Origin of the sequence: Thermoactinomyces intermedius (genome assembly GCF_013912365.1) — a bacterium.
GTDB lineage: Bacteria > Bacillota > Bacilli > Thermoactinomycetales > Thermoactinomycetaceae > Thermoactinomyces > Thermoactinomyces intermedius.
The window spans coordinates 70921-90952 of the sequence record NZ_JACETT010000003.1 but is presented as its reverse complement, the minus strand read 5'-3'; the positions used below and the strand labels follow the sequence as shown (position 1 = coordinate 90952).

Genomic DNA, 20032 nt, shown 5'->3' with positions numbered 1-20032 from the left:
TTTGAAGGAAAGTAAGCCATTTCTTTATTTGATATTTTTCTTCAAATTTAGGATGATAATGGGATGAAGTGGCGGACTATTTTTGTTACCATCAGTAAGCAGGAGAAAAAATGGTGAGAGATAAACTATATTGAAAATCATGTTTCCTGGGGTGAGTTTCTGTGATTGAAATGCATGATGTGTGGAAGGTTTATCCAAATGGGGTTGAAGCTCTCCGCGGTGTGGACGTACGGATCGACCAGGGAGAATTCGTGTACGTGGTCGGACCGAGTGGAGCGGGGAAAAGTTCATTTATCAAGCTGATGTACAGAGAAGAAAAACCCACGCACGGCGTTGTTCTGATTAACGGAGTCAACGTCAAACGGGTACGCGATTGGAAAATCCCGCATGTTCGCCGCAAAATCGGTGTCGTGTTCCAGGATTTCAAATTGCTGCCGCATATGACGGCTTTTGAAAATGTTGCTTTTGCGATGGAAGCAATCGAGGCTCCCAAACGCAAAATCAAACCGAGAGTCACCGAAGTCTTGGAGCTGGTTGGTTTGGCGGACCGGATGCATGCCTTGCCGTCGCAACTTTCCGGAGGGGAGCAACAACGTGTGGCAATCGCTCGCGCAATTGTCAATAATCCAACTTTTGTGATAGCGGACGAGCCCACCGGAAACCTCGATCCGGAAAATTCTTGGGACATCATGTATCTGTTGGAAGAGATTAACCGGCGCGGAACCACCATCGTAATGGCGACACACAACAAAGAAATTGTAAACACACTCAGACAACGCGTTATTGCCATTGAACAAGGTGTGATTGTCCGGGACGAAATGGGAGGAGAATACGGCTATGAGGATTGAGACATTATCGCGACATTTTCGGGAAGCTTATCGTGGCGTGCGTCGCAATGCCTGGATGAGTTTTGCCGCGATCAGTGCTGTAGCCGTTACGCTGTTTATCTTCGGTATTTTCCTCATTTTTGCATTCAACGTCCGCTACATGGCGGTGGAGCTGGATAAACAGGTGGCGATTCGTGCAGCACTTGCCGAGCAGTTGACGGATGACCAGCAGCTCCAGGTTTTGAAACAAATCGAATCGATGCCCGAAGTGAAAAGCGCGGAGCTGGTGCCGAAGGAAGAAGGGTTGCGTCAGCTGAAGGCCCAATGGGGAGAGGAAGGAACGGAAATCTTCCGCAGCTATGAAGGGGAAGGGAAAAACCCCTTGCCCGACGTCATTACGGTTGTACCCAAAGATCCGCATCAAATCAAAAGCCTGACCGACAAGGTGAAATCAGTGACCGGGATTGACGAAGCGGATGACGGTGAGTATGTGACCGAGCAATTGCTGACATTGTCCAGCTGGATTCGCAACATCATTTTGATTTTCGGATTGGGGCTGGCGACCCTTGCTGCTTTCTTGATTTCCAACACCATTAAGCTGACCATTATTGCCCGTCGGAAAGAGATTGAAATCCAACGGCTGGTGGGAGCCAGCAACTGGTTCATCCGGTGGCCGTTCTTTATTGAAGGGGCGTTTATCGGATGGGTTGGTGCCCTCGTTCCGACCATCCTGGTTCTGGTTCTCTATCAGGTGGCTTACACCATTTTGGGGGCCGGTGAAGCCCAGTCCATTCTGAAAATGATGCCGATCCTCTCACTGGGTACGTATGTGACCCTGTGCATTTTCGCTCTGGGAACTGCGATCGGGACACTGGGAAGCATTATTTCCGTGCGCCGTTTCTTGAAAGTGTAATGAGGAGGAATCTAGTTCGAGGAGGAGCAAAGTGATTAGGAAAGAATTTGCAGGGATATTTTCTTTTTTGCTGGTTTTTTCTTTGATCCCCGTCAAAGACAGCTTTGCGATCACAGATTCCTCTTCCATTGATGAGAAAAAAGAGGAAATCCGACAACGGGATCAAGAAATCATGCAACTGGAAAAAAAGAAAGAACTAGCACAAAAGGACATGAAACAGCTTTTGGGTCAGATTGAAGCGAAAAAGAAGGAACTCAACCGGTTGGACATGCGTGTTTATGCACTGGAAAACCAGATAAAGGAAAAACAGGAAGAGCGCAAAAACGTTGAGAGGGAATTGGATCTTTTGCGTCAAACTTACAAGCATCGCATGCAGGATATTTATTTAAAAGGGAACAATTTTTACTTTGAGCTTTTGTTGCAATCCAACTCCATCGGGGATTTCCTGAAACGGTACGATTATATCAGCATTTTGGCCCGGGCCGATCAGCGCGTGATCCAAAAATATACCGGCAAACAAAAAGAATTGGCCGGAGTTGAGCAGGAATTACGGGAGGATTTGGCTAACTTACAAACAGCGCAAAAAGAAGCCCAGGGCGTCTTTGCTCAACTCCAAAAAAAATACCGGCAACATGAAGGAAAGTTGGCGGCGCTGGAGACGAACTTGGCGGAATTGGAGGACCAAAACATTCAGGCCCGGAAAGAATTGCGCAACCGGGTTGCCAAACTGGAAGAAGAAGCCCGCAAAAAAGAGCAACAAAACCATCCGGATGGCAATGTCCCGTCAAGCGACGGCTTTCTGTGGCCGGTAAACGGGACGGTGACTTCCCCGTTCGGCATGCGATATCACCCGGTTCACCGGGAATACCGGATGCATGAAGGGATGGATATCGCGGCGAAAATGGGGACTCCGATCCGCGCCGCGTCGTCCGGTGAAGTGATTGAAGCCCGTCCTTCAAAAGGATACGGTTATGTCATTGTCATTTACCATGGGAACGGACTTTCCACGCTTTATGCCCACATGTATGCCCAAACGGTAAAAGTGGAAGTCGGCCAAAAGGTATCGGCGGGAGATGTCATCGCAGCTGTGGGAAGCAATGGATTTTCAACCGGACCTCACTTGCATTTTGAAGTACATAAAGGAAGTACACCTGTCGATCCCGCCTCTTATTTGCCTCCGGAACAGGGCAAGTAAGTTGAATTGAAACGGGAGGAGTACGACCAAAGTGGTTCGAAAATGGTTTGTCACTACAATGATGCTTGTTCAGGCGATCTTATTCAGCCTCGCAAGCCCGCTTTCGGTCAAAGCAAACAGTGAACACCAGAAGAACCCGGCATGGACCGGACTGGAAGAAGCCAGAAAACAGGTCATGGCCAGGGAGCGGCAAGTTGCGGCATTAAACGAAGAAATCGCGCAAAAGAAAATGAACCTGGTGGAGAAACAAAAAAAGTTGAGCATGCTGGAAGCGCGGTTTGAGGCGGTGCTGGTACATATATATAAAAGAAGTCACAAAAATCAATATCTCTATTATTTGTTGAGCGCTGATTCCGTTTCGGAGTTTTTGATGCGCCTGGATATTCTCTCCATGTTCGTGGAAAACGAAAGTGCCGTGATCAAGCAGTATTTGAAAGAGAAAAAATCCTTGGAAAATGAAGTGGCCATGATCGAGAAAAGCAAAAAAGAAAAAGAGGCTTTGCTGAAAGAAGCCCGGCAACATTTGACACGTTATACAGCGTTGTATCAGCAACAAAGCCGGACACTCGATCCGGTACGGGAGCCGGAGCCCGAAACAATGCAACCCGTTCGTCAGGAGGATAAAAACAGGCAGGTTCGCAATTCCCGTCCGCCGGCGAATTCTTCACCGGACCGGCAGGAGAATGATGCTCTGGCCTGGCCGCAACCGGGCGGAAAAGTCTCTTCTGAATTCGGGGAACGAAACGGAAATCACGAAGGAATCGACATCAAAAATTCGATGGGCTCACCGATTGTGGCGGCAGCTTCAGGCATCGTTGTATTGACAAAATCGGACCCGGACGGATACGGCTACTATGTTGTGATTGATCATGGGAACGGATTGAAGACCCTTTATGCCCATATGTATCCAAGCACAGTGCAAGTCGAGGTCGGGGATCGCGTGGAAAAAGGGCAACAAATCGCATCGGTCGGGAATTATCCCCAGTTGGTGCCCTACCTGCATTTTGAAATACATGAAAACGGGAAGCCGGTGGATCCCTTGCAATATTACTAGGAAAAATCATGGACAAAGTCGATCTAATCCTGTTGATTAGATCGACTTCCCATTTTCATTGGCCCCATCCGATAAATTGGATAAAAAGGACAAAATCGTCAAAATTTCTAAGTATGTTTCCATATAAAATAGAATTAAACCATATTGATATGTTTTGAGTGATATAAAAAAGAACAGAGAACAGGAAGGCGATGGGGAACTAGGAGAAAGACTGGGAGGCGCTTATATCAATGAGTAAGAAATGGTTAACCATGGCTTTGATTGCTTCACTGACGGCAATGATGACTCCTCCACAAACGGTGTCAGCCGAGTCGCTCCGGGAAAAAATCGACAGCGTCCGTGAGGACAAACAAGGGATCCTGGAGCAACAGCAAAGTTTGAAACAAAAGATGGAAGAGTTTAAAAGCAAGATGGACGAAGCGGATCAAAAGATTGAGTCCATCCAGAAGGAAATCGAGCCCATTGAGCAAAAGCGGCAGGAAGCGGAAAAAGATTTGCAAGAGATCCGGAAAGACTTCGACGGGCGCATCAGCCGGATGTATTTGCACGGAGAAAATAACTATTTGGCCCAATTGCTGTCTGCGGAGGATTTCAATGAGTTTTTGAACCGCTTTGAAGTTATCCGCCTTCTCGTCAAAGGAGATTATAAAATCGTGGCTGAATACCAAAAAGCGGTCGATGAACGCCAGAAAGCCATTGACGAAAAACAGGTGAAAATCGAGGAACAACAAAAGCTGATTGATCAAATTAACAAAGAATATCAAAAGTTGATGAAAGAACTTGAAGCGTCCGATGCCAGCTTGGAGAAGCTGGAGAGCATTCTGGAGGAACATAAAGAAGAATTGATTCAAATCAACCTGGCGGAATGGCGTTCAGGTAAGCTTCGTTTTGCATACACCGGTCCGCTTATCAAACCGACCACTGTCACCAAGACTTCTAATTACGGATACCGTGTGCATCCCATCTTTGGAACGAAAAAACTGCACGCAGGAGTGGATTATGGCGGGCCGATCGGAACTCCGATCAAGGCTGCTGCTGACGGTGTCGTGGTATCCAGCCGTGCGTCTTCCGGATATGGTTGGTTGATCACCATTTATCACGGACATTATAAAGGCATGCCTTTCTTTACCCGGTATGCTCACAGTTACCCCAGCCAGGTCAAAGTGCAACCCGGGGAAGAAGTCAAAGCCGGGCAGGTCATTTCAGCGATTGGAAATAACGGAAACTCCACAGGACCGCACTTGCACTTTGAAGTACGGATCGGAGAAGGGGCCCAACCGCCATCTTATGACCCGGAACGGTATATGAGGTAAAAATGTGATATAGTTAAAATAATATCCCGGACGACTATTTTGTCCGGGGTTGTCATACATTAAAGAGTATAAAGGGCTGATCCGGATCGCCTGCAAGGGGATCCAAAGGTGGGTGTTTACTGATAATGAATTTTAAAGGCAGGACCGTCGCGATCATTACGGTTGTGACCATGATTTTCAGCAGTTTGCTGACTGTGCTGGTTGTGGGTGACGGGGGGTTGATTGATCAACTGGAATCCGGAACCCTGTTTTCTTTTGACCGGTCTCAATCATTTGAAACACACGAGGAGAAATTAAAGCAAGCATATCAAACGATTACTTCTTCTTATTTACATAAAGTAAATGAAGAACAATTGATTGACGGCGCCATCAAAGGAATGATCGAATCCCTGGGGGATCCTTATTCCGCCTATATGAGTCCGAAAGAAGCCGCGCAATTTGAGGAAGATTTGCAGTCTTCCTTTACGGGAATCGGCGCCGAAGTGACATTGACCAACGGCCAAGTGACCATTATTGCGCCAATCAAGGATTCGCCTGCGGAAAAAGCCGGATTGCGTGCCGGCGACCAGGTGTTAAAAGTCAACGGGCAAAGCCTGGAAGGAATGGACCTTCAGGAGGCAGTCAGCAAAATCCGCGGTCCGAAGGGGACCAAAGCCCAATTGCTCATTTCCCGTCCTGGCGTCAGTGAACCGCTGAACATTACGGTGGTGCGTGATGAAATTTCGCTTCAAACCGTAGAAGCAACGATGTTGCCTGACAAAATCGGACGGATCACTTTGACGCAGTTTTCGGAAAATACAGCTGAAGATTTTGCCAAAGAGCTGAAAAAACTGGAGGAGCAGGGGATCAACGGGCTGATCATTGACGTGCGCGGGAACCCGGGCGGCCTTTTGCAGTCTGTATTGGAAATTTGTGACCAATTGGTGCCCGGTAAAAAACGTGTCTTGATGACGGAGGATAAGTCGGGAAACCGCACGGAATACCATTCCAAACTGGAAACCAAAAAACCTTATCCCATCACGGTTTTGATTGACAAAGGGAGTGCGAGTGCGTCTGAAATCCTCGCGGCCGCTTTAAAAGAATCCGGTGGATATCCGTTGGTCGGGGAAACCACTTTCGGCAAAGGAACGGTTCAGACCACCAAGTCCTTTGATGACGGCAGCAACTTGAAACTGACCATTGCCAAATGGTTGACGCCGGAAGGCAACTGGATTGATCAGCATGGCGGAACCAAAGGCATCAAACCGGATGTTCCCGTGAAGAAACCCGCGTATGCCAATGTGCTTCCTCCCCAGCCGGATGCGCCGCTGAAAAAAGATGATAATTCAACCGAAGTCAAAAATATGCAGTTGATTTTGGATGCGCTGGGTTACCATCCGGGTCGCACAGACGGATACTTTGACGGTTCGACCGAACAGGCTGTCAAGTCCTTCCAAAAGAAAGAAGGAATTCCGGAGACGGGGCAACTTGATGAGGTCTCCTCCGAGAAATTGCGCCAAGCATTTATCAACTTTTTGCGCGACCCGAAAAATGATGTGACATTGCAGGTCGCAGTGGAGCTCTTGAAGAAAAAATAAAGGATTTGTCCGGGAAATATAGAAAATACCCCAATAATTTCCATTGGGGTATTTTTTTATGATATGGAGGAAGGCAAATTGTGGTCCGTTTGGGAAGATCCGCTTTCTTTTTTGACCAAGTGGTTTTCAATTTTCATTCATCCGGCCTTTTGGCTGGGAACAGGGATGATCATGGTATATGTTTGGGTACGCAGGCGGTATGAAATCAAAAAGTTTCACAGTGTGTTGGAACCCAAGTTGGCTTTGTTGCTTCGGACAATTTTTTGGTCGTCGGTGGCCGGTTTGGCCGGTTCCCTGTGTTTGTCCGGGATCCGGTGGGAGATTCAACCCGGGGACTGGCTCATGGTTTGGAGCCTGACGCTCCTTTTTTCCGCCTTTGGCCTGCGCTTTGCTTGTCTTGCTTATTCTGCCGGCATGTTGTGCCTGGTTCACTATGGGGTGACGGAGACCACGTGGCTGGGCTCTTTCCCGGTTCCCGAAATGGTGTATGCTTTTCCTGCCCGGGACTGGTTATGGCTGATTGCCTCCAGTCACTGGTTGGAATGGGTTTTGATACGCTTGGATGGGGAGAACGGAGCTTATCCGGTTCAAGTCAATCAGGTGAGTGGATTCATGCTGAAAAAAGGCTGGCCGGTTCCTTTGCTGTTGAGCGGTCCAAATGGTTGGATTCCGCTTCCGGTTTTTTTGAGTTTTGCGCGGATGAATCTGTCGGGAATGTTAAAAAAACAAAAAAGGCAGACCTCCACCTTTATTTTGTTGTATGCCGTGATTTTAAGTTTGGGGCTGGCCTTTTCAGAAGGACGGGAGTCAGGGGAGTGGATCATGGCGGTCTTGGCGGTACTCGGGCATGAAGGGATTTATCTCGGAACCAAGTGGATGGAAAAACGTTCGACGCCGTATTTTGTTTCCAACCATCAAGGGGTGAAGGTTCTGGCGGTGATTCCGGATTCTCCGGCAGAAGCGATGGGACTAAGAACCGGCGATGTGATCCAGCGCTGTAACGGCCGGCCCGTCCGGAGCATGGAAGAGCTGACCCGGGTGGCGGAAACGGCGACCCATTGCAAGCTGGCGGTGTTGGATGAACACCAAAACCTGCACATCACCCAGAAAACATTGTTTGAGGATGACCCGGCTGATCTGGGAGTGATTCCGGCCCTTCCGGCGGACGAAAAAACCCGCATCCGGTCCACGTCCTGACTTTCCCGGTACCTCCGGGATTCAGGCACAAACCGGGAACATATCAAAAGCCTTTCCAGACCGGAAAGGCTTTTTTTGGATTCGGAACGAATGTTCTTATCAGGCATGTCCGTATGTTATAATACTTTCATGTGGAAATGAGGTGAGTCGGATGGCAAAACAATTCCAACTGGTGTCAAATTTTGAACCGCGTGGGGATCAACCGCAGGCGATTGAGAAACTGGTCCGCCAAATTCAGGGGGGAAACAAGTACCAAACCCTTTTGGGAGCCACGGGGACAGGGAAAACTTTTACCATGGCTCAAACGATCGCCCGCGTCAACAAACCCACGCTGGTAATTGCGCACAACAAGACATTGGCGGCGCAGTTGTGCGGGGAGTTGAAGGAATTTTTCCCCCATAATGCCGTCGAATATTTTGTCAGTTATTATGATTATTATCAACCTGAAGCTTATATTCCGGCAACGGATACTTATATAGAAAAAGATGCATCCATCAACGATGAAATTGACAAATTACGCCACTCGGCAACCAGCGCTCTGTTTGAGCGGGAAGATGTGATTATCGTCTCAAGTGTTTCTTGTATTTACGGCTTGGGTTCACCGACAGAATACCGGGATCTGGTCCTTTCCTTGCGAGTGGGAATGGAAAGGGACCGGAACGAAGTGTTGCGAAAGTTGGTTGATATTCAATATGAACGAAACGATATCAATTTTGTGCGCGGAACATTCCGGGTGCGGGGCGATGTGGTGGAGATTTTCCCTGCTTCCCGGAGTGAACAAGCGGTCCGGGTGGAATTTTTCGGGGATGAGATTGACCGGATTCGCGAAATTGATGTCGTGACGGGAGAAATTATCGGGGAAAGGGAACATGTTGCCATTTTTCCGGCTTCTCACTATGTCACCCGTTCCGATGTGATGGAAAGGGCTTTGAAAGGGATTGAACAGGAGCTGGAAGAACGCCTCAAGGAACTGAGGGGGCAAGGAAAACTGCTGGAAGCGCAACGTTTGGAGCAGAGGACACGATATGACTTGGAAATGATGAGGGAAGTCGGATTTTGTTCCGGGATCGAGAACTATTCCCGCCACTTGGTCGGCAAAAAGCCGGGGGAACCGCCTTACACGTTGTTGGACTTTTTCCCGAAAGACTTTTTGATCATTGTGGATGAATCCCATGTCACCATTCCGCAAATTCACGGGATGTACAACGGGGATCAGGCGCGAAAAGAGATGTTGGTGGAACACGGTTTCCGGCTCCCGTCGGCCAAAGACAACCGGCCGCTGAAGTTCAGTGAGTTTGAAGAGAAAATCAATCAAATCTTGTTTGTTTCCGCGACACCGGGGCCGTATGAATTGGAAAAATCGCCGGAAGTGGTGGAACAGATCATCCGCCCGACCGGGTTGTTGGATCCGAAAATCCACATCCATCCGATCAAGGGGCAAATTGACCATCTGATCGGGATGATTCATGACCGCATCGAACGGGATGAGCGTGTGCTGGTGACGACCCTGACGAAAAAAATGGCGGAGGATTTGACGGATTACCTGAAAGAAATGGGGATCAAAGTCCGCTATTTGCATTCGGATATCAAAACCATTGAACGGATGAAAATCTTACGTGATCTGCGCTTGGGTGAATTTGATGTGTTGATTGGGATTAACCTGTTAAGGGAAGGATTGGATTTACCGGAAGTTTCCTTGGTGGCGATTTTGGATGCCGACAAGGAAGGCTTTTTGCGTTCGGAGCGTTCTTTGATCCAAACCATCGGCCGGGCTGCGCGAAATGCCCGCGGCGAAGTGGTGATGTATGCGGATAAGATCACCGACTCCATGAAAAAAGCGATTGATGAAACGGAGCGTCGTCGGCAAATTCAAGCGGCCTACAATAAAAAACACGGAATTGTCCCCCAAACGATTAAAAAAGATGTGCGTGAAGTGATTGAAGCGACCAAAGTGGCGGAACAAACCGCTGAATATGTGACAGGGAAACAAACGAAGAAAATGAGCAAGTCTGAACGGAACAAGTTGATCCGCGACTTGGAAAAAGAAATGAAACAAGCCGCCAAAGAGTTGAATTTTGAACGTGCTGCCGAATTGCGAGATTTGATTATCGAATTGAAAGCGGAGGTTTAAGACATGTCGCAAGAAAAGATTGTCGTTCGCGGTGCACGGGTGCATAATCTGAAAAACATTGATGTGACGATTCCGCGTGATCAGTTTGTCGTCATCACGGGGTTGAGCGGTTCCGGAAAGTCCTCACTTGCGTTTGACACCATTTATGCCGAAGGGCAACGTCGTTATGTCGAATCGCTTTCGGCTTATGCCCGCCAGTTTTTGGGGCAAATGGACAAGCCGGATGTCGATGGAATTGACGGGTTGTCCCCGGCGATCTCCATCGACCAGAAAACGACGAGCCGCAATCCCCGTTCCACGGTCGGGACCGTGACCGAAATTTATGATTACCTGCGCTTGCTTTATGCGCGGGTGGGACATGCGTATTGTCCGGTGCATGGAATCGAGATTCAATCGCAAACCGTTCAGCAAATGGTGGATCGGATCATGGAATTGCCGGAGCGTTCCCGGATACAGATTTTGGCACCGGTCGTCAAAGGGCGAAAAGGGGAGCATATCAAGCTTTTAAAAGACATCAGCCGCCAAGGGTATGTGCGTGTCCGAATTGACGGGGAACTCCGGGATTTGTCTGAAGAGATCAAACTGGAGAAAAACAAAAAGCATACCATCGAAGTGGTGGTGGACCGGATCATTGTCAAACAGGGCGTGAACACCCGGCTAACGGATTCTGTCGAGACCGCTCTGGCGATCAGTGATGGTGAGGTGCTGGTGGATGTGATCGGCGGAGAAGAACTGTTATTCAGCTCCAAGCTGGCTTGTCCGGAATGCGGGTTCAGCATCGAGGAATTGTCTCCGCGCATGTTCTCTTTTAACAGCCCGTACGGCGCGTGTCCGGCTTGTGACGGACTGGGAAACCGGTTGGTGATCGATCCGCAGCTGGTGATTCCCGATCCGTCCCTTTCCCTGAACGAAGGAGCAATCGAGCCTTGGTCTTCTTCCAACGGCAATCATTATTACGAACAACTGTTGAAAGCCGCTTGCGACCATTTCCAAATCGACATGGATAAGCCGTTTCAGGATTTGAGCCAAAAGGAAAAGGAAATTCTCCTTTACGGTTCCGACGAACGGTTTCCTTTCAGATATGTGAGAAACAGCGGTTTTGAACGGGAAGCCATGGCCCGGTTTGACGGGGTGGTGGGACATTTGAACCGCCGTTACAAAGAAACCGGTTCCGACATGGTGCGTGAGTATTTGGAAACCTATATGACAACCAAGTCTTGCCCTTCTTGCAAGGGGGCCCGCCTGAGAAAGGAGATTCTTCATATCTACGTCGGCGGAAAAAACATCGATGAGGTCACCCGTCTCTCGATCAAAGAGGCGCTGGAATTTTTCCAAAACCTGTCTTTGTCGGACAAGGAAAACCAAATCGCTTATCAAGTGTTAAAAGAAATTAAAAGCCGGCTCGGTTTTTTGGTCAATGTGGGACTCGGTTATCTGAGTTTGTCCCGTGCGGCCGGGACATTGTCGGGGGGAGAAGCGCAACGGATTCGCCTGGCGACCCAGATCGGGTCCAAATTGATGGGGGTTTTGTATATTCTGGATGAGCCGAGCATCGGGCTCCATCAGAGAGACAACAATCGTTTGATTGCCACCCTCAAAGAGATGAGGGATTTGGGGAATACCTTGATTGTGGTGGAACATGACGAAGATACGATGTTGGCGTGCGATTATATCATCGACATTGGTCCCGGTGCCGGGGCCCACGGGGGGAAAGTGGTTGCTGCCGGCACGCCGCAGGAATTGATGCAAAATGAGAAATCGTTGACAGGGGAATACTTGAGCGGCCGCCGTTTCATTCCCGTGCCGCAGAAGCGGAGAGAGCCGAACGGCAAATGGATCAAAGTGTCGGGAGCGCGGGAAAATAACCTGAAAAACATCGATGTTGCCTTTCCTCTCGGCGTTTTCACCTGTGTGACGGGTGTTTCCGGTTCGGGAAAAAGTACACTGGTCAATGAAATTTTGTTGAAAGGGTTGGCGCGCCGTCTGGGCAAAGCCAAAACGGTGCCCGGCAAGCACAAAAAAATTGAAGGCGCCGAACATTTGAATAAAATCATTAACATCGATCAATCTCCGATCGGGAGAACGCCGCGTTCCAATCCCGCAACGTACACCGGGGTGTTTGATGATATCCGCGAAGTGTTTGCATCCACGCCGGAAGCCAAGGTGAGAGGGTACAAGAAAGGGCGTTTCAGTTTCAACGTCAAAGGCGGACGGTGCGAAGCCTGCCGCGGGGACGGAATCATTAAGATTGAAATGCACTTCCTGCCGGATGTCTACGTACCGTGTGAGCAATGCAAAGGGAAACGGTATAACCGGGAAACCTTGGAAGTGAAATATAAAGGAAAAAGCATTTCAGACGTCTTGGAAATGACGGTGGAGGAATCCTTGGACTTCTTTAAAAACATTCCCCGGATTCAACGGAAATTGCAAACCCTTTATGATGTGGGGCTGGGATATATCAAACTGGGACAGCCGGCCACGCAATTGTCCGGCGGGGAAGCCCAACGGGTGAAACTGGCTTCGGAGTTGTATAAACGGAGTCAAGGGCGGACGTTATATGTGCTGGATGAACCCACCACCGGTCTTCACATCGATGATATCGCCCGGTTGCTCAAAGTGTTGGAGCGGCTGGTGGAAAACGGGGATACGGTGGTCGTCATTGAGCATAATCTGGATGTGATTAAAACGGCCGACTATCTGATTGACCTGGGGCCGGAAGGCGGAAGCGGCGGGGGAACGGTCGTCGCCAAAGGAACACCGGAAGAAGTCGCCAAGAGCAAAGGATCTTATACCGGACAATTCTTGGCGCCGGTTTTGGAAAGAGACAAAAAACGCATGGAAAATCTGCTGGCAAAACGGGAAGAAACCGCAACCCCGAAGTAAGGAATCAATAATTGCAAGGAATTGCGGACAAACTGAATAATGCAAGACGTTCATCCACCACCTTACGACAAAGGAGTGATTCGAATGGCAAGAAGAAACAGGCTTGTCGTTCCGGGTGCCAGAGAATCATTGGAGCAGATGAAGAACGAAATCGCTCAAGAATTCGGAGTCGAGTTGGGGGCTGACACCACAGCCCGTGCCAATGGGGCAGTAGGTGGAGAGATGACAAAACGTCTTGTGGCGCTGGGCTCCCAAGTCATGGAGCAACAGCGAAAAGGAAAAGCAGGGGAATGATTTCCCCTGCTTTTTTATGTCAACACCATCCCAAATCGCAATCGCTCACATACGAGTCAGGCGAAGGTTGGGATGGTGGGATGAGTGAAGAATGGATGTCTCCGTTTTTGAACTGATAGCCCTCTTCCAAATGAGGAAGCTTTTCGTCCAACGGAATATGGCCGATGGTTTTTCCATGATGATATAAGACCACTTTGCCATTTTTAATTTTTCCAACAACCTCGGATGTGATTTTTTGATGGCGATCCATTTCGTCCATCCCCTCCTTGCTGAAAAACCCAAAGATAAGTATACCCGTGGCATGACCCCTGAATGCAGGAAAGGGCTGATTCATTGTATTCTTACAATAGCACGGCCATATATTAAAGTCAATATCAATTTATAATAATTATAAAATGAGATTAATTATTAGTCAAATGCGGGGATCAAAAATGCGTTTGGTTTCATGATTTTATTCATCGTGAATACAGTGTATTAAAGATGGGAAAGAAATCATGATACAATAAAAGAGAAGATCGGTTTGAAAAGAGGAGGAGAGAGATGTATTCATATGTCGTGGATGTGAAAGGGGCTACGACGGAGCAGGTGCTAAAACGTTTGGAGGAAAAAATCGCCGAGCATAAATTCCGATTATTGTGGAAGTATGATATTTCCACCAAATTGTTTGAACAAGGAATCCGGTTCAATCAGCCTTATTACATTCTTGAATTGTCCCACGCCGATTTGACCAAACAGCTGTTAACCGAACATCCCGACTGTGGATTTTTGCTTCCGGCCAAATGCATGGTTTACTGGGATCAAGAAAAAAATACCGTACGAGTCGGTGTTCTCCGCCCGAGCGAATTGGCCAAAGAAGTGGAAAGTGAACGGGTGAAAAGGATTGCCGGGCAACTGGAGAAAAGACTGGTCGAAATGGTGAACCAATGCACGGGAGAAGAAATGGCATCTTGAGGCTTGTGTGATGCGGGAAGCGGGACGCCGGCTTTTCCGGACAGCCCTGGTCCGATTTTAAAAAAGACAGCCATGGCGGTGGAGGGGATTCCGTAAAGTTCTGCTCCTTCATCCGGGACAGAGGGAGATTCAAGAAAAGGGTTGATTGTTCACAAAGCATTTTATATCTTTGTACAATCGGGTATGAATGGAATAAGGAGGGGAATGTTTATGAGAATCCTGTTAAAAATCATCGTGGGCGCCATTGCTGTCTTTCTTGCTTCCCAATTGGTCACGGGAATTGAAGTGGAAAGCTGGAAAGCCGCGCTTTTCGCGTCGATTGCACTGAGTATCATCAATCTGATTGTCCGGCCGGTCATCAAGGTGTTGACTTTGCCCATCACTATTTTGACATTGGGCTTGTTTTCATTTGTGATTAATACGTTCATGTTTTGGATGGCCAGCTTCTTTGTGGACGGGTTTGAAGTGGAAGGATTTGTCGCCGCATTTTTGGGGGCGTTGATCATGACCGTGGCCAACTGGATTTTGGGTTGGTTTACGGATTAACCGGCAACATAAAAAGGCTTGTGTTTTGCACAAGCCTTTTTATGAATGATGTTTGTAAAATTGGTATTGTCCGAAAAGCAGTTTGCAAACATGGATAAACATTTCTTTTCGTTTTACCTGGTTGTTGGTGAAAATGCCGACGGCTCCTTGATCACGGCGAACCCCTTTTTGTTTGGAATATTCTTCCATGATCCATCCCAATTCCTTTCCCTCATTCAGCGGAGCCCTGAATGAATCCGGAAGCGGAATGCGGGCTCCTCCGGCCAGCCGCAAGCGGTTGTTTTCATCCACAAGGGCTCCCCAGTTGCATAAAAACAAACCATTGGGCGTTTCGGTTACTCCGCCTTCCAAGCCAATTCCAATGGCTGCGTCCAAGGCTTTTTTGGCGCGGCGGGCACGGTGTATGGCCCCTTCGATGGTTTCCTCATCGGAAAAAGGCTGGTCTGAAACCCCGGAAGGAACGGATGCGGATAAAACCGTTCCGGTCCGGTTAAATTCCTGCCACGCTTCTTCAACGGCCCCGACTTTAGCGGGATTGGTCGATCCGACTGCGATGATCATCTTCGTTTTCACCTTCTTGAATTTGAATCAATTCCGCCCGGATGATGTACCGATCCGGGGCATCTCCCACGAAATCAAACGGATAACAAGTTGACAGGGTCAGAACCGGATGGGAAATGGGAACGATCACGGTCCGGTCATCGGCGTGGGTGATCCAGGATTTGCGGATTTGATAAGTGAAAAGATGGTTCCCATATTTTATGTATAACCGGTCTCCTATTTTCAGTTTGCCCAAATCCCGAAAAACGGTGTCCCGGTGGCCGGACAGGACGACGTGCCCGGTGTCCCCGGGATAAACCGTGCCATGTCCCTGATACAATCCGACCCCTTTTTTTAAGGAATCCGGGTCTGTTCCTTTGACGATCGGGAGAATCCGTCCCAGTTTCGGAATCACCAGTTCGCCCAGTTTTTCACCTTGGCGGACGGGAGGGGGCGGGACGGGGATTCCCTGTTTCAAAGAGGGCATCGTGGTTTGGACATGCCAATCGGGGGCAACGGATGCCGCCAGTTGTTCATTTTGTTCCACGACCGATGTTTCTTTCTGCCAATGATACATATTGTAACAAAAGAAAATACCGCCTGCCAGAATCAGGAGCCAGGCCACTGTGCGCATCACGCGTTTCCTCCTCGCCGGCTTCCATTTCCGTGTTTATGGTTTTTATTCGACAAGAAGACAAATATTCCCTGTATCACGCCGGGGAGAGAAAATCTCTCCTTGTGTTTTGACAAAGAAACAGAAAAAAAGGTATTTTAGGATATGAAACAAGTCAAGCCGCAAGAGGAATGGCATGCGTGAGCATAAAAACTGTCCGCCGTCAAAGCGGCAATCAAAGACCGGTTGGATGTTAGGAGATACGGACGATGAGTAAAAAGGTTACATTGGAAAAGCTGATTCAAGAGTTTCGCCTGGAAGTGATTTATGGTTGGGATCAATTGGACCGTGCCGTGACCGTCGCGGATTTGTACCGGCCGGGATTGGAGTTGGCAGGTTTTTTCACTTATCATCCGGTCGAACGTTTGCAGTTGCTTGGCAAAACAGAATTGTCCTTTATCGAGGGATTGACCAGGCAAAAAAGAGAGGAACGTTTGGAGCGGTTGTGCCATTCGGAAATCCCTTGTTTTATCGTGACGCGGCAGTTGGAAGTGCCGGTCGAATTGATCCAGGCTTCCAAGAAGAAAAAGGTGCCGATTTTGCGCACTTCACTGGCCACCACCAAATTTGCCAGCAAATTGACGAATTACCTGGAAAAATACTTGGCCCCGGCCACCACGATGCACGGGGTGTTGGTGGATGTGTATGGAATCGGTGTGTTGATTACGGGTTCAAGCGGAATCGGCAAAAGTGAAACGGCATTGGAACTGGTGAAGCGCGGCCATCGGTTGGTTGCCGATGATGCGGTGGAAATCACCCAGTCCGAAGAGGGGACACTGGTCGGACATGCCCCGGAATTGATCCGTTACCTCCTGGAGATCCGGGGACTCGGGATCATTAATGTCATGACCCTGTTTGGAGCCGGAGCCGTGCGCGATAAAAAGAAAATTTCGCTGGCGATTCACTTGGAAGCATGGAAAGAAGAACGCCAATATGACCGATTGGGCTTGGATGAAGAGAAAATCCGCATTATCGACACAGAAATTCCCAAGTTGACCATTCCGGTGCGCCCGGGGAGAAACCTGGCGGTGATCATTGAAGTGGCGGCCATGAACTACCGGTTGAAGCAAATGGGTTATCATGCCGCGCAACAATTTGTCCAGCAATTGGGTTCGGCGATTGATGACAGTGAGGAATTTGATTGATCGGGTTGAATCCGGGAGGAGGAGAAGAAAAATTTGATGAAAAATATAAATGCATGGATGAAAGAGGGTTTTTCCTTTTTACAATGGGTGGTCTTCTTGTTGGCCAATGCGCTTTCGCTTCCCGTTGTCATCGGCCAGCTTTACCATCTCTCTGCTGCAGAAGTTGCCGGATTGATGCAGCGGACTTTTTTTGTGATCGGATTGACTTCTTTTTTGCAGGGATGGTTGGGACACCGTTATCCTTTGGCAGACGGCCCGGCGGGAATCTGGCTCGGCATGTTCACGGTGATGGGAACCATGGCCGGGGCCGGTGAAGCCGGTCTTTCGGAGACCTTACGCGTGTTGGAAGGGGCGATGATCATGGCCGGGGTCATCATCATCGTGATTTCCGCCTTCCGCTTGCTTCCGAAAATCCTGTTTTTATTCACCCCGTTGGTGACCGGTTCCTTTTTAATGCTGCTGTCGCTCCAATTAAGCGGTGTGTTCTTTCAGGGAATGTTCGGGATCGGGCAAGGCCGTGACGCGTTGGAGGGCAAATTGTTGCTCGTGTCGGTGACGGTTTTTGTCTTGGTGTGGGTTCTTTCCGTTTGGGGAAAAGGCTGGATGAAAAATTACGCGGTCTTAATCGGCATTGCGGCAGGTTGGGCCGGTTTCGCAGGACTGGGTTATGATGCGGCGGCGCCGGTTTCTTTTTCTTCTTTTGTCACCCTTCCGTCCGTCTTTGCCTGGGGAACACCGGTTTTTGATCCGAACATGATTTTAACCGTATTGGTGATTGTGTTGTTGCTTTTGTCCAATTTGATTGCAAGTGTGTCCGCCATGGAACAAGTGTTGTCCGGGAAGAACCGTTTGGAATCCGGGTTGTTGTCCCGTTCCGGAACGGTCAATGGGGTGGCGACGCTTGCTTCTTCCCTTTTTTCGACGGTCGGGATGGTTCCTTTGACGGTTTCCGCCGGATTTGTCAGCATGACCGGCGAGAAGAGAAGACGTCCTTACCTGGCAGCCTGTCTCGGGGTTATCGCCATTTCCTGCATTCCGCCCGTTATCTCGTTTTTTGCACAATTGCCGGGTCCAGTGGCTTATGCGGTCTTGTTGGCTTCGTTCGGGCAAATGTTCGGCATCGGTTTGAAAGGCGTGTTGAAAGAAGCGCTTGATTCGCGGAGATTTCAGATTTTGGGCATCACCATGTCGGCCGGGGTGGGAATGATGTTTCTTCCTTCCGAAGTGTTCCAAAACTTTCCCCCGGTGATTCAGTCCCTGATGAGCAACGGATTGCTGGTGGGGATGCTGATCTGTCTGGTGCTGGAACAATGTTGGAGGCCGCGTGGGGAGGAATCATTCAAAAAGGTGTCAAACCACGCATAAAGGCTGCTTCTTCGGTCAGGAGCAGCCGGTGGTGATCTATTACTCAAGCGTGATTTCGCGATCGGCATGACAAGTTTTCGGCTTGCGCCAATGAGGAAGGTACACAAACTGGATGGGATCATTGGACAAACATCCGGGAGTGGAGCAAAATCCGCGATCTCCCATGATATACACACTTTGGCTGTTTCCGCATTCCATACAATCATAACGTTCTGCTTCTTCTCGGTGTAAATCGAACGCCAACAAAATAAATCCCTCCAATGATTTGTGTATACTATTTTAATGAATCAGACTTTTTATGTCCATAATAAATAATTCGATAAAAAATTGAAAAATACTGCACGGAAAGTCCGCCGGAATTTTCATGACGTTGCTTTGGACAGGCCATCCTGCTTCGGATGGAAACCGCTTGATCCGGCCGGGATTTCCCTTGCAAAAATTTTTAGGTTACAATGAAGACCAAATTTGTCCAAAATGGAAGGATGGATCCGTTGAGATTCCTGCTTGGGAAAGAAGGGGGATGAAGGGAATGACGTTTATGGTGATTGATCCCGTGGCCTTTTCCATCGGCCCGGTCCAAGTGCATTGGTACGGGATCATCATGGCGACGGCAGCCATGTTGGGTTTGTGGTTGGCGACAATGGAAGCAAAGCGCCAAGGGCTGGATCCGGATATTTTGTTGGACATGATGATCTGGGTGCTGCCTTCAGCGATCGTGGGCGCCCGGCTTTATTATGTGCTTTTTGAGTGGGAGTATTATGCCATGCATCCGGGAGACATCATTGCCGTTTGGAAAGGCGGACTGGCGATTCACGGCGGATTGATCGGCGCTTTTACAGCGGGATACATATTTGTGCGCAAGCATGGATTGTCATTTTTGCAAATGGCGGATATTGTGGCTCCGAGTATCATATTGGGCCAGGCGATCGGGCGTTGGGGAAATTTCATCAATCAGGAAGCCCATGGCGGGGAAGTGTCGCGGGCTTTTTTGGAAAGCTTGCATTTGCCCCGATGGTTGATTGAGCAGATGAATATTTACGGTGTGTATTATCATCCGACGTTTCTGTATGAATCGGTCTGGAATTTGGCCGGATTCCTTTTACTGATCGGTTTACGGAAGATTCGCATCCGGCAAGGCGAGATTTTCTTTTCCTACTTGATCTGGTATTCACTGGGCCGCTTTTTCATTGAAGGCCTCCGGACGGACAGCCTTGCGTTTTCCGGCCCCGCTTTTTTGGAACAACTGCTGGCCGTGCTTTGGTCCCCGATGCATCTGTTGTTCGAACCGGGAATGTTAACCGGGGGGAACATCCGCATCGCGCAGTTGGTGAGCCTGATCGGCGTCTTGTCGGGGCTGGGGCTCATCATTTGGCGGCGCATGAGCAAAGCCGTCCCCAAGCAGGCCGATGAAAGTAAAAAAGCTTAAAT

19 protein-coding genes are annotated in these 20032 nt (G+C 48.9%); 15 read left to right on the top strand and 4 right to left on the bottom strand.

All coding sequences use genetic code 11. The annotated features are described in order from the left end of the window. Positions 1 to 161 precede the first annotated feature (161 nt). The 10 genes from ftsE to H1R82_RS00955 all read left to right on the top strand — a co-directional run bounded on the left by ftsE (position 162) and on the right by H1R82_RS00955 (position 13384). Positions 162 to 848: a cell division ATP-binding protein FtsE gene (ftsE, locus tag H1R82_RS01000; RefSeq protein WP_037997772.1), complete on the top strand. Its 687-nt coding sequence runs from the start codon at positions 162 to 164 to the stop codon at positions 846 to 848. Continuing rightward, the gene (ftsX, locus tag H1R82_RS00995; RefSeq protein ID WP_181731379.1) at positions 838 to 1740 is read left to right on the top strand and encodes a permease-like cell division protein FtsX; all 903 of its coding nucleotides are present in this window, start codon (positions 838 to 840) and stop codon (positions 1738 to 1740) included. The genes ftsE and ftsX overlap by 11 nt, the downstream gene beginning before the upstream one ends. Before the next feature lie 31 nt (positions 1741 to 1771). Beyond that, positions 1772 to 2935, top strand: a complete 1164-nt coding sequence (locus H1R82_RS14800) for a murein hydrolase activator EnvC family protein (RefSeq protein ID WP_181731380.1) — start codon at positions 1772 to 1774, stop codon at positions 2933 to 2935. A gap of 31 nt (positions 2936 to 2966) precedes the next feature. Beyond that, positions 2967 to 3989: a murein hydrolase activator EnvC family protein gene (locus tag H1R82_RS14795; protein WP_181731381.1), complete on the top strand. Its 1023-nt coding sequence runs from the start codon at positions 2967 to 2969 to the stop codon at positions 3987 to 3989. 230 nt (positions 3990 to 4219) lie between these two features. Continuing rightward, positions 4220 to 5302 carry a murein hydrolase activator EnvC family protein gene (locus H1R82_RS00980; protein ID WP_181731382.1) on the top strand — a complete coding sequence of 361 codons (1083 nt, stop codon included), beginning with the start codon at positions 4220 to 4222 and terminating at the stop codon, positions 5300 to 5302. Between the two features lie 125 nt (positions 5303 to 5427). Continuing rightward, positions 5428 to 6879, top strand: coding sequence for a S41 family peptidase (locus H1R82_RS00975; protein WP_181731383.1), 1452 nt, complete (start codon positions 5428 to 5430; stop codon positions 6877 to 6879). 78 nt (positions 6880 to 6957) lie between these two features. Beyond that, positions 6958 to 8076, top strand: a complete 1119-nt coding sequence (locus tag H1R82_RS00970; RefSeq protein ID WP_181731384.1) for a PDZ domain-containing protein — start codon at positions 6958 to 6960, stop codon at positions 8074 to 8076. Between the two features lie 151 nt (positions 8077 to 8227). After that, a complete protein-coding gene (gene uvrB, locus H1R82_RS00965) occupies positions 8228 to 10207 on the top strand; it encodes an excinuclease ABC subunit UvrB (protein ID WP_181731385.1) in 1980 nt (659 codons plus the stop codon). A gap of 3 nt (positions 10208 to 10210) precedes the next feature. Continuing rightward, a complete protein-coding gene (uvrA, locus tag H1R82_RS00960) occupies positions 10211 to 13090 on the top strand; it encodes an excinuclease ABC subunit UvrA (RefSeq protein WP_181731386.1) in 2880 nt (959 codons plus the stop codon). Positions 13091 to 13174: 84 nt separating this feature from the next. Continuing rightward, positions 13175 to 13384, top strand: coding sequence for an alpha/beta-type small acid-soluble spore protein (locus H1R82_RS00955; RefSeq protein ID WP_181731387.1), 210 nt, complete (start codon positions 13175 to 13177; stop codon positions 13382 to 13384). 19 nt (positions 13385 to 13403) lie between these two features. Here the strand turns inward: H1R82_RS00955 and H1R82_RS00950 are convergent, their stop codons facing one another. After that, a complete protein-coding gene (locus tag H1R82_RS00950; protein ID WP_181731388.1) occupies positions 13404 to 13634 on the bottom strand; it encodes a DUF2553 family protein in 231 nt (76 codons plus the stop codon). Between the two features lie 290 nt (positions 13635 to 13924). On the opposite strand from H1R82_RS00950, the gene H1R82_RS00945 reads away from it, so the two are divergent. Both H1R82_RS00945 and H1R82_RS00940 read left to right on the top strand, forming a co-directional pair. Further along, a complete protein-coding gene (locus H1R82_RS00945; RefSeq protein ID WP_181731389.1) occupies positions 13925 to 14335 on the top strand; it encodes a DUF302 domain-containing protein in 411 nt (136 codons plus the stop codon). Positions 14336 to 14545: 210 nt separating this feature from the next. Further along, entirely contained in the window at positions 14546 to 14881 is a 336-nt protein-coding gene (locus tag H1R82_RS00940; RefSeq protein WP_181731390.1) for a phage holin family protein, read from the top strand. Between the two features lie 39 nt (positions 14882 to 14920). On the opposite strand, the gene H1R82_RS00935 is transcribed toward H1R82_RS00940, so the two are convergent. Then, positions 14921 to 15442 (bottom strand): DUF84 family protein, encoded by a 522-nt coding sequence (locus H1R82_RS00935; RefSeq protein ID WP_181731391.1) that lies wholly within the window; start codon positions 15440 to 15442, stop codon positions 14921 to 14923. Next, on the bottom strand, positions 15408 to 16055 hold the full coding sequence (gene srtD, locus H1R82_RS00930) for a class D sortase, LPxTATN-specific (RefSeq protein WP_181731392.1): 648 nt from the start codon (positions 16053 to 16055) through the stop codon (positions 15408 to 15410). Before srtD ends, H1R82_RS00935 begins: the two co-directional genes overlap by 35 nt. Before the next feature lie 248 nt (positions 16056 to 16303). On the opposite strand from srtD, the gene hprK reads away from it, so the two are divergent. Next, positions 16304 to 17239 (top strand): HPr(Ser) kinase/phosphatase, encoded by a 936-nt coding sequence (hprK, locus tag H1R82_RS00925; RefSeq protein ID WP_181731393.1) that lies wholly within the window; start codon positions 16304 to 16306, stop codon positions 17237 to 17239. Between the two features lie 36 nt (positions 17240 to 17275). Further along, complete coding sequence (locus H1R82_RS00920) at positions 17276 to 18604, top strand: purine/pyrimidine permease (protein WP_181731394.1); 1329 nt, start codon at positions 17276 to 17278, stop codon at positions 18602 to 18604. A gap of 39 nt (positions 18605 to 18643) precedes the next feature. Here the strand turns inward: H1R82_RS00920 and H1R82_RS00915 are convergent, their stop codons facing one another. Continuing rightward, positions 18644 to 18847, bottom strand: a complete 204-nt coding sequence (locus H1R82_RS00915; protein WP_131470896.1) for a hypothetical protein — start codon at positions 18845 to 18847, stop codon at positions 18644 to 18646. 286 nt (positions 18848 to 19133) lie between these two features. Between H1R82_RS00915 and lgt the strand changes: the two genes are divergently transcribed. Then, complete coding sequence (lgt, locus tag H1R82_RS00910) at positions 19134 to 20030, top strand: prolipoprotein diacylglyceryl transferase (protein ID WP_220214980.1); 897 nt, start codon at positions 19134 to 19136, stop codon at positions 20028 to 20030. Positions 20031 to 20032 lie beyond the last annotated feature (2 nt).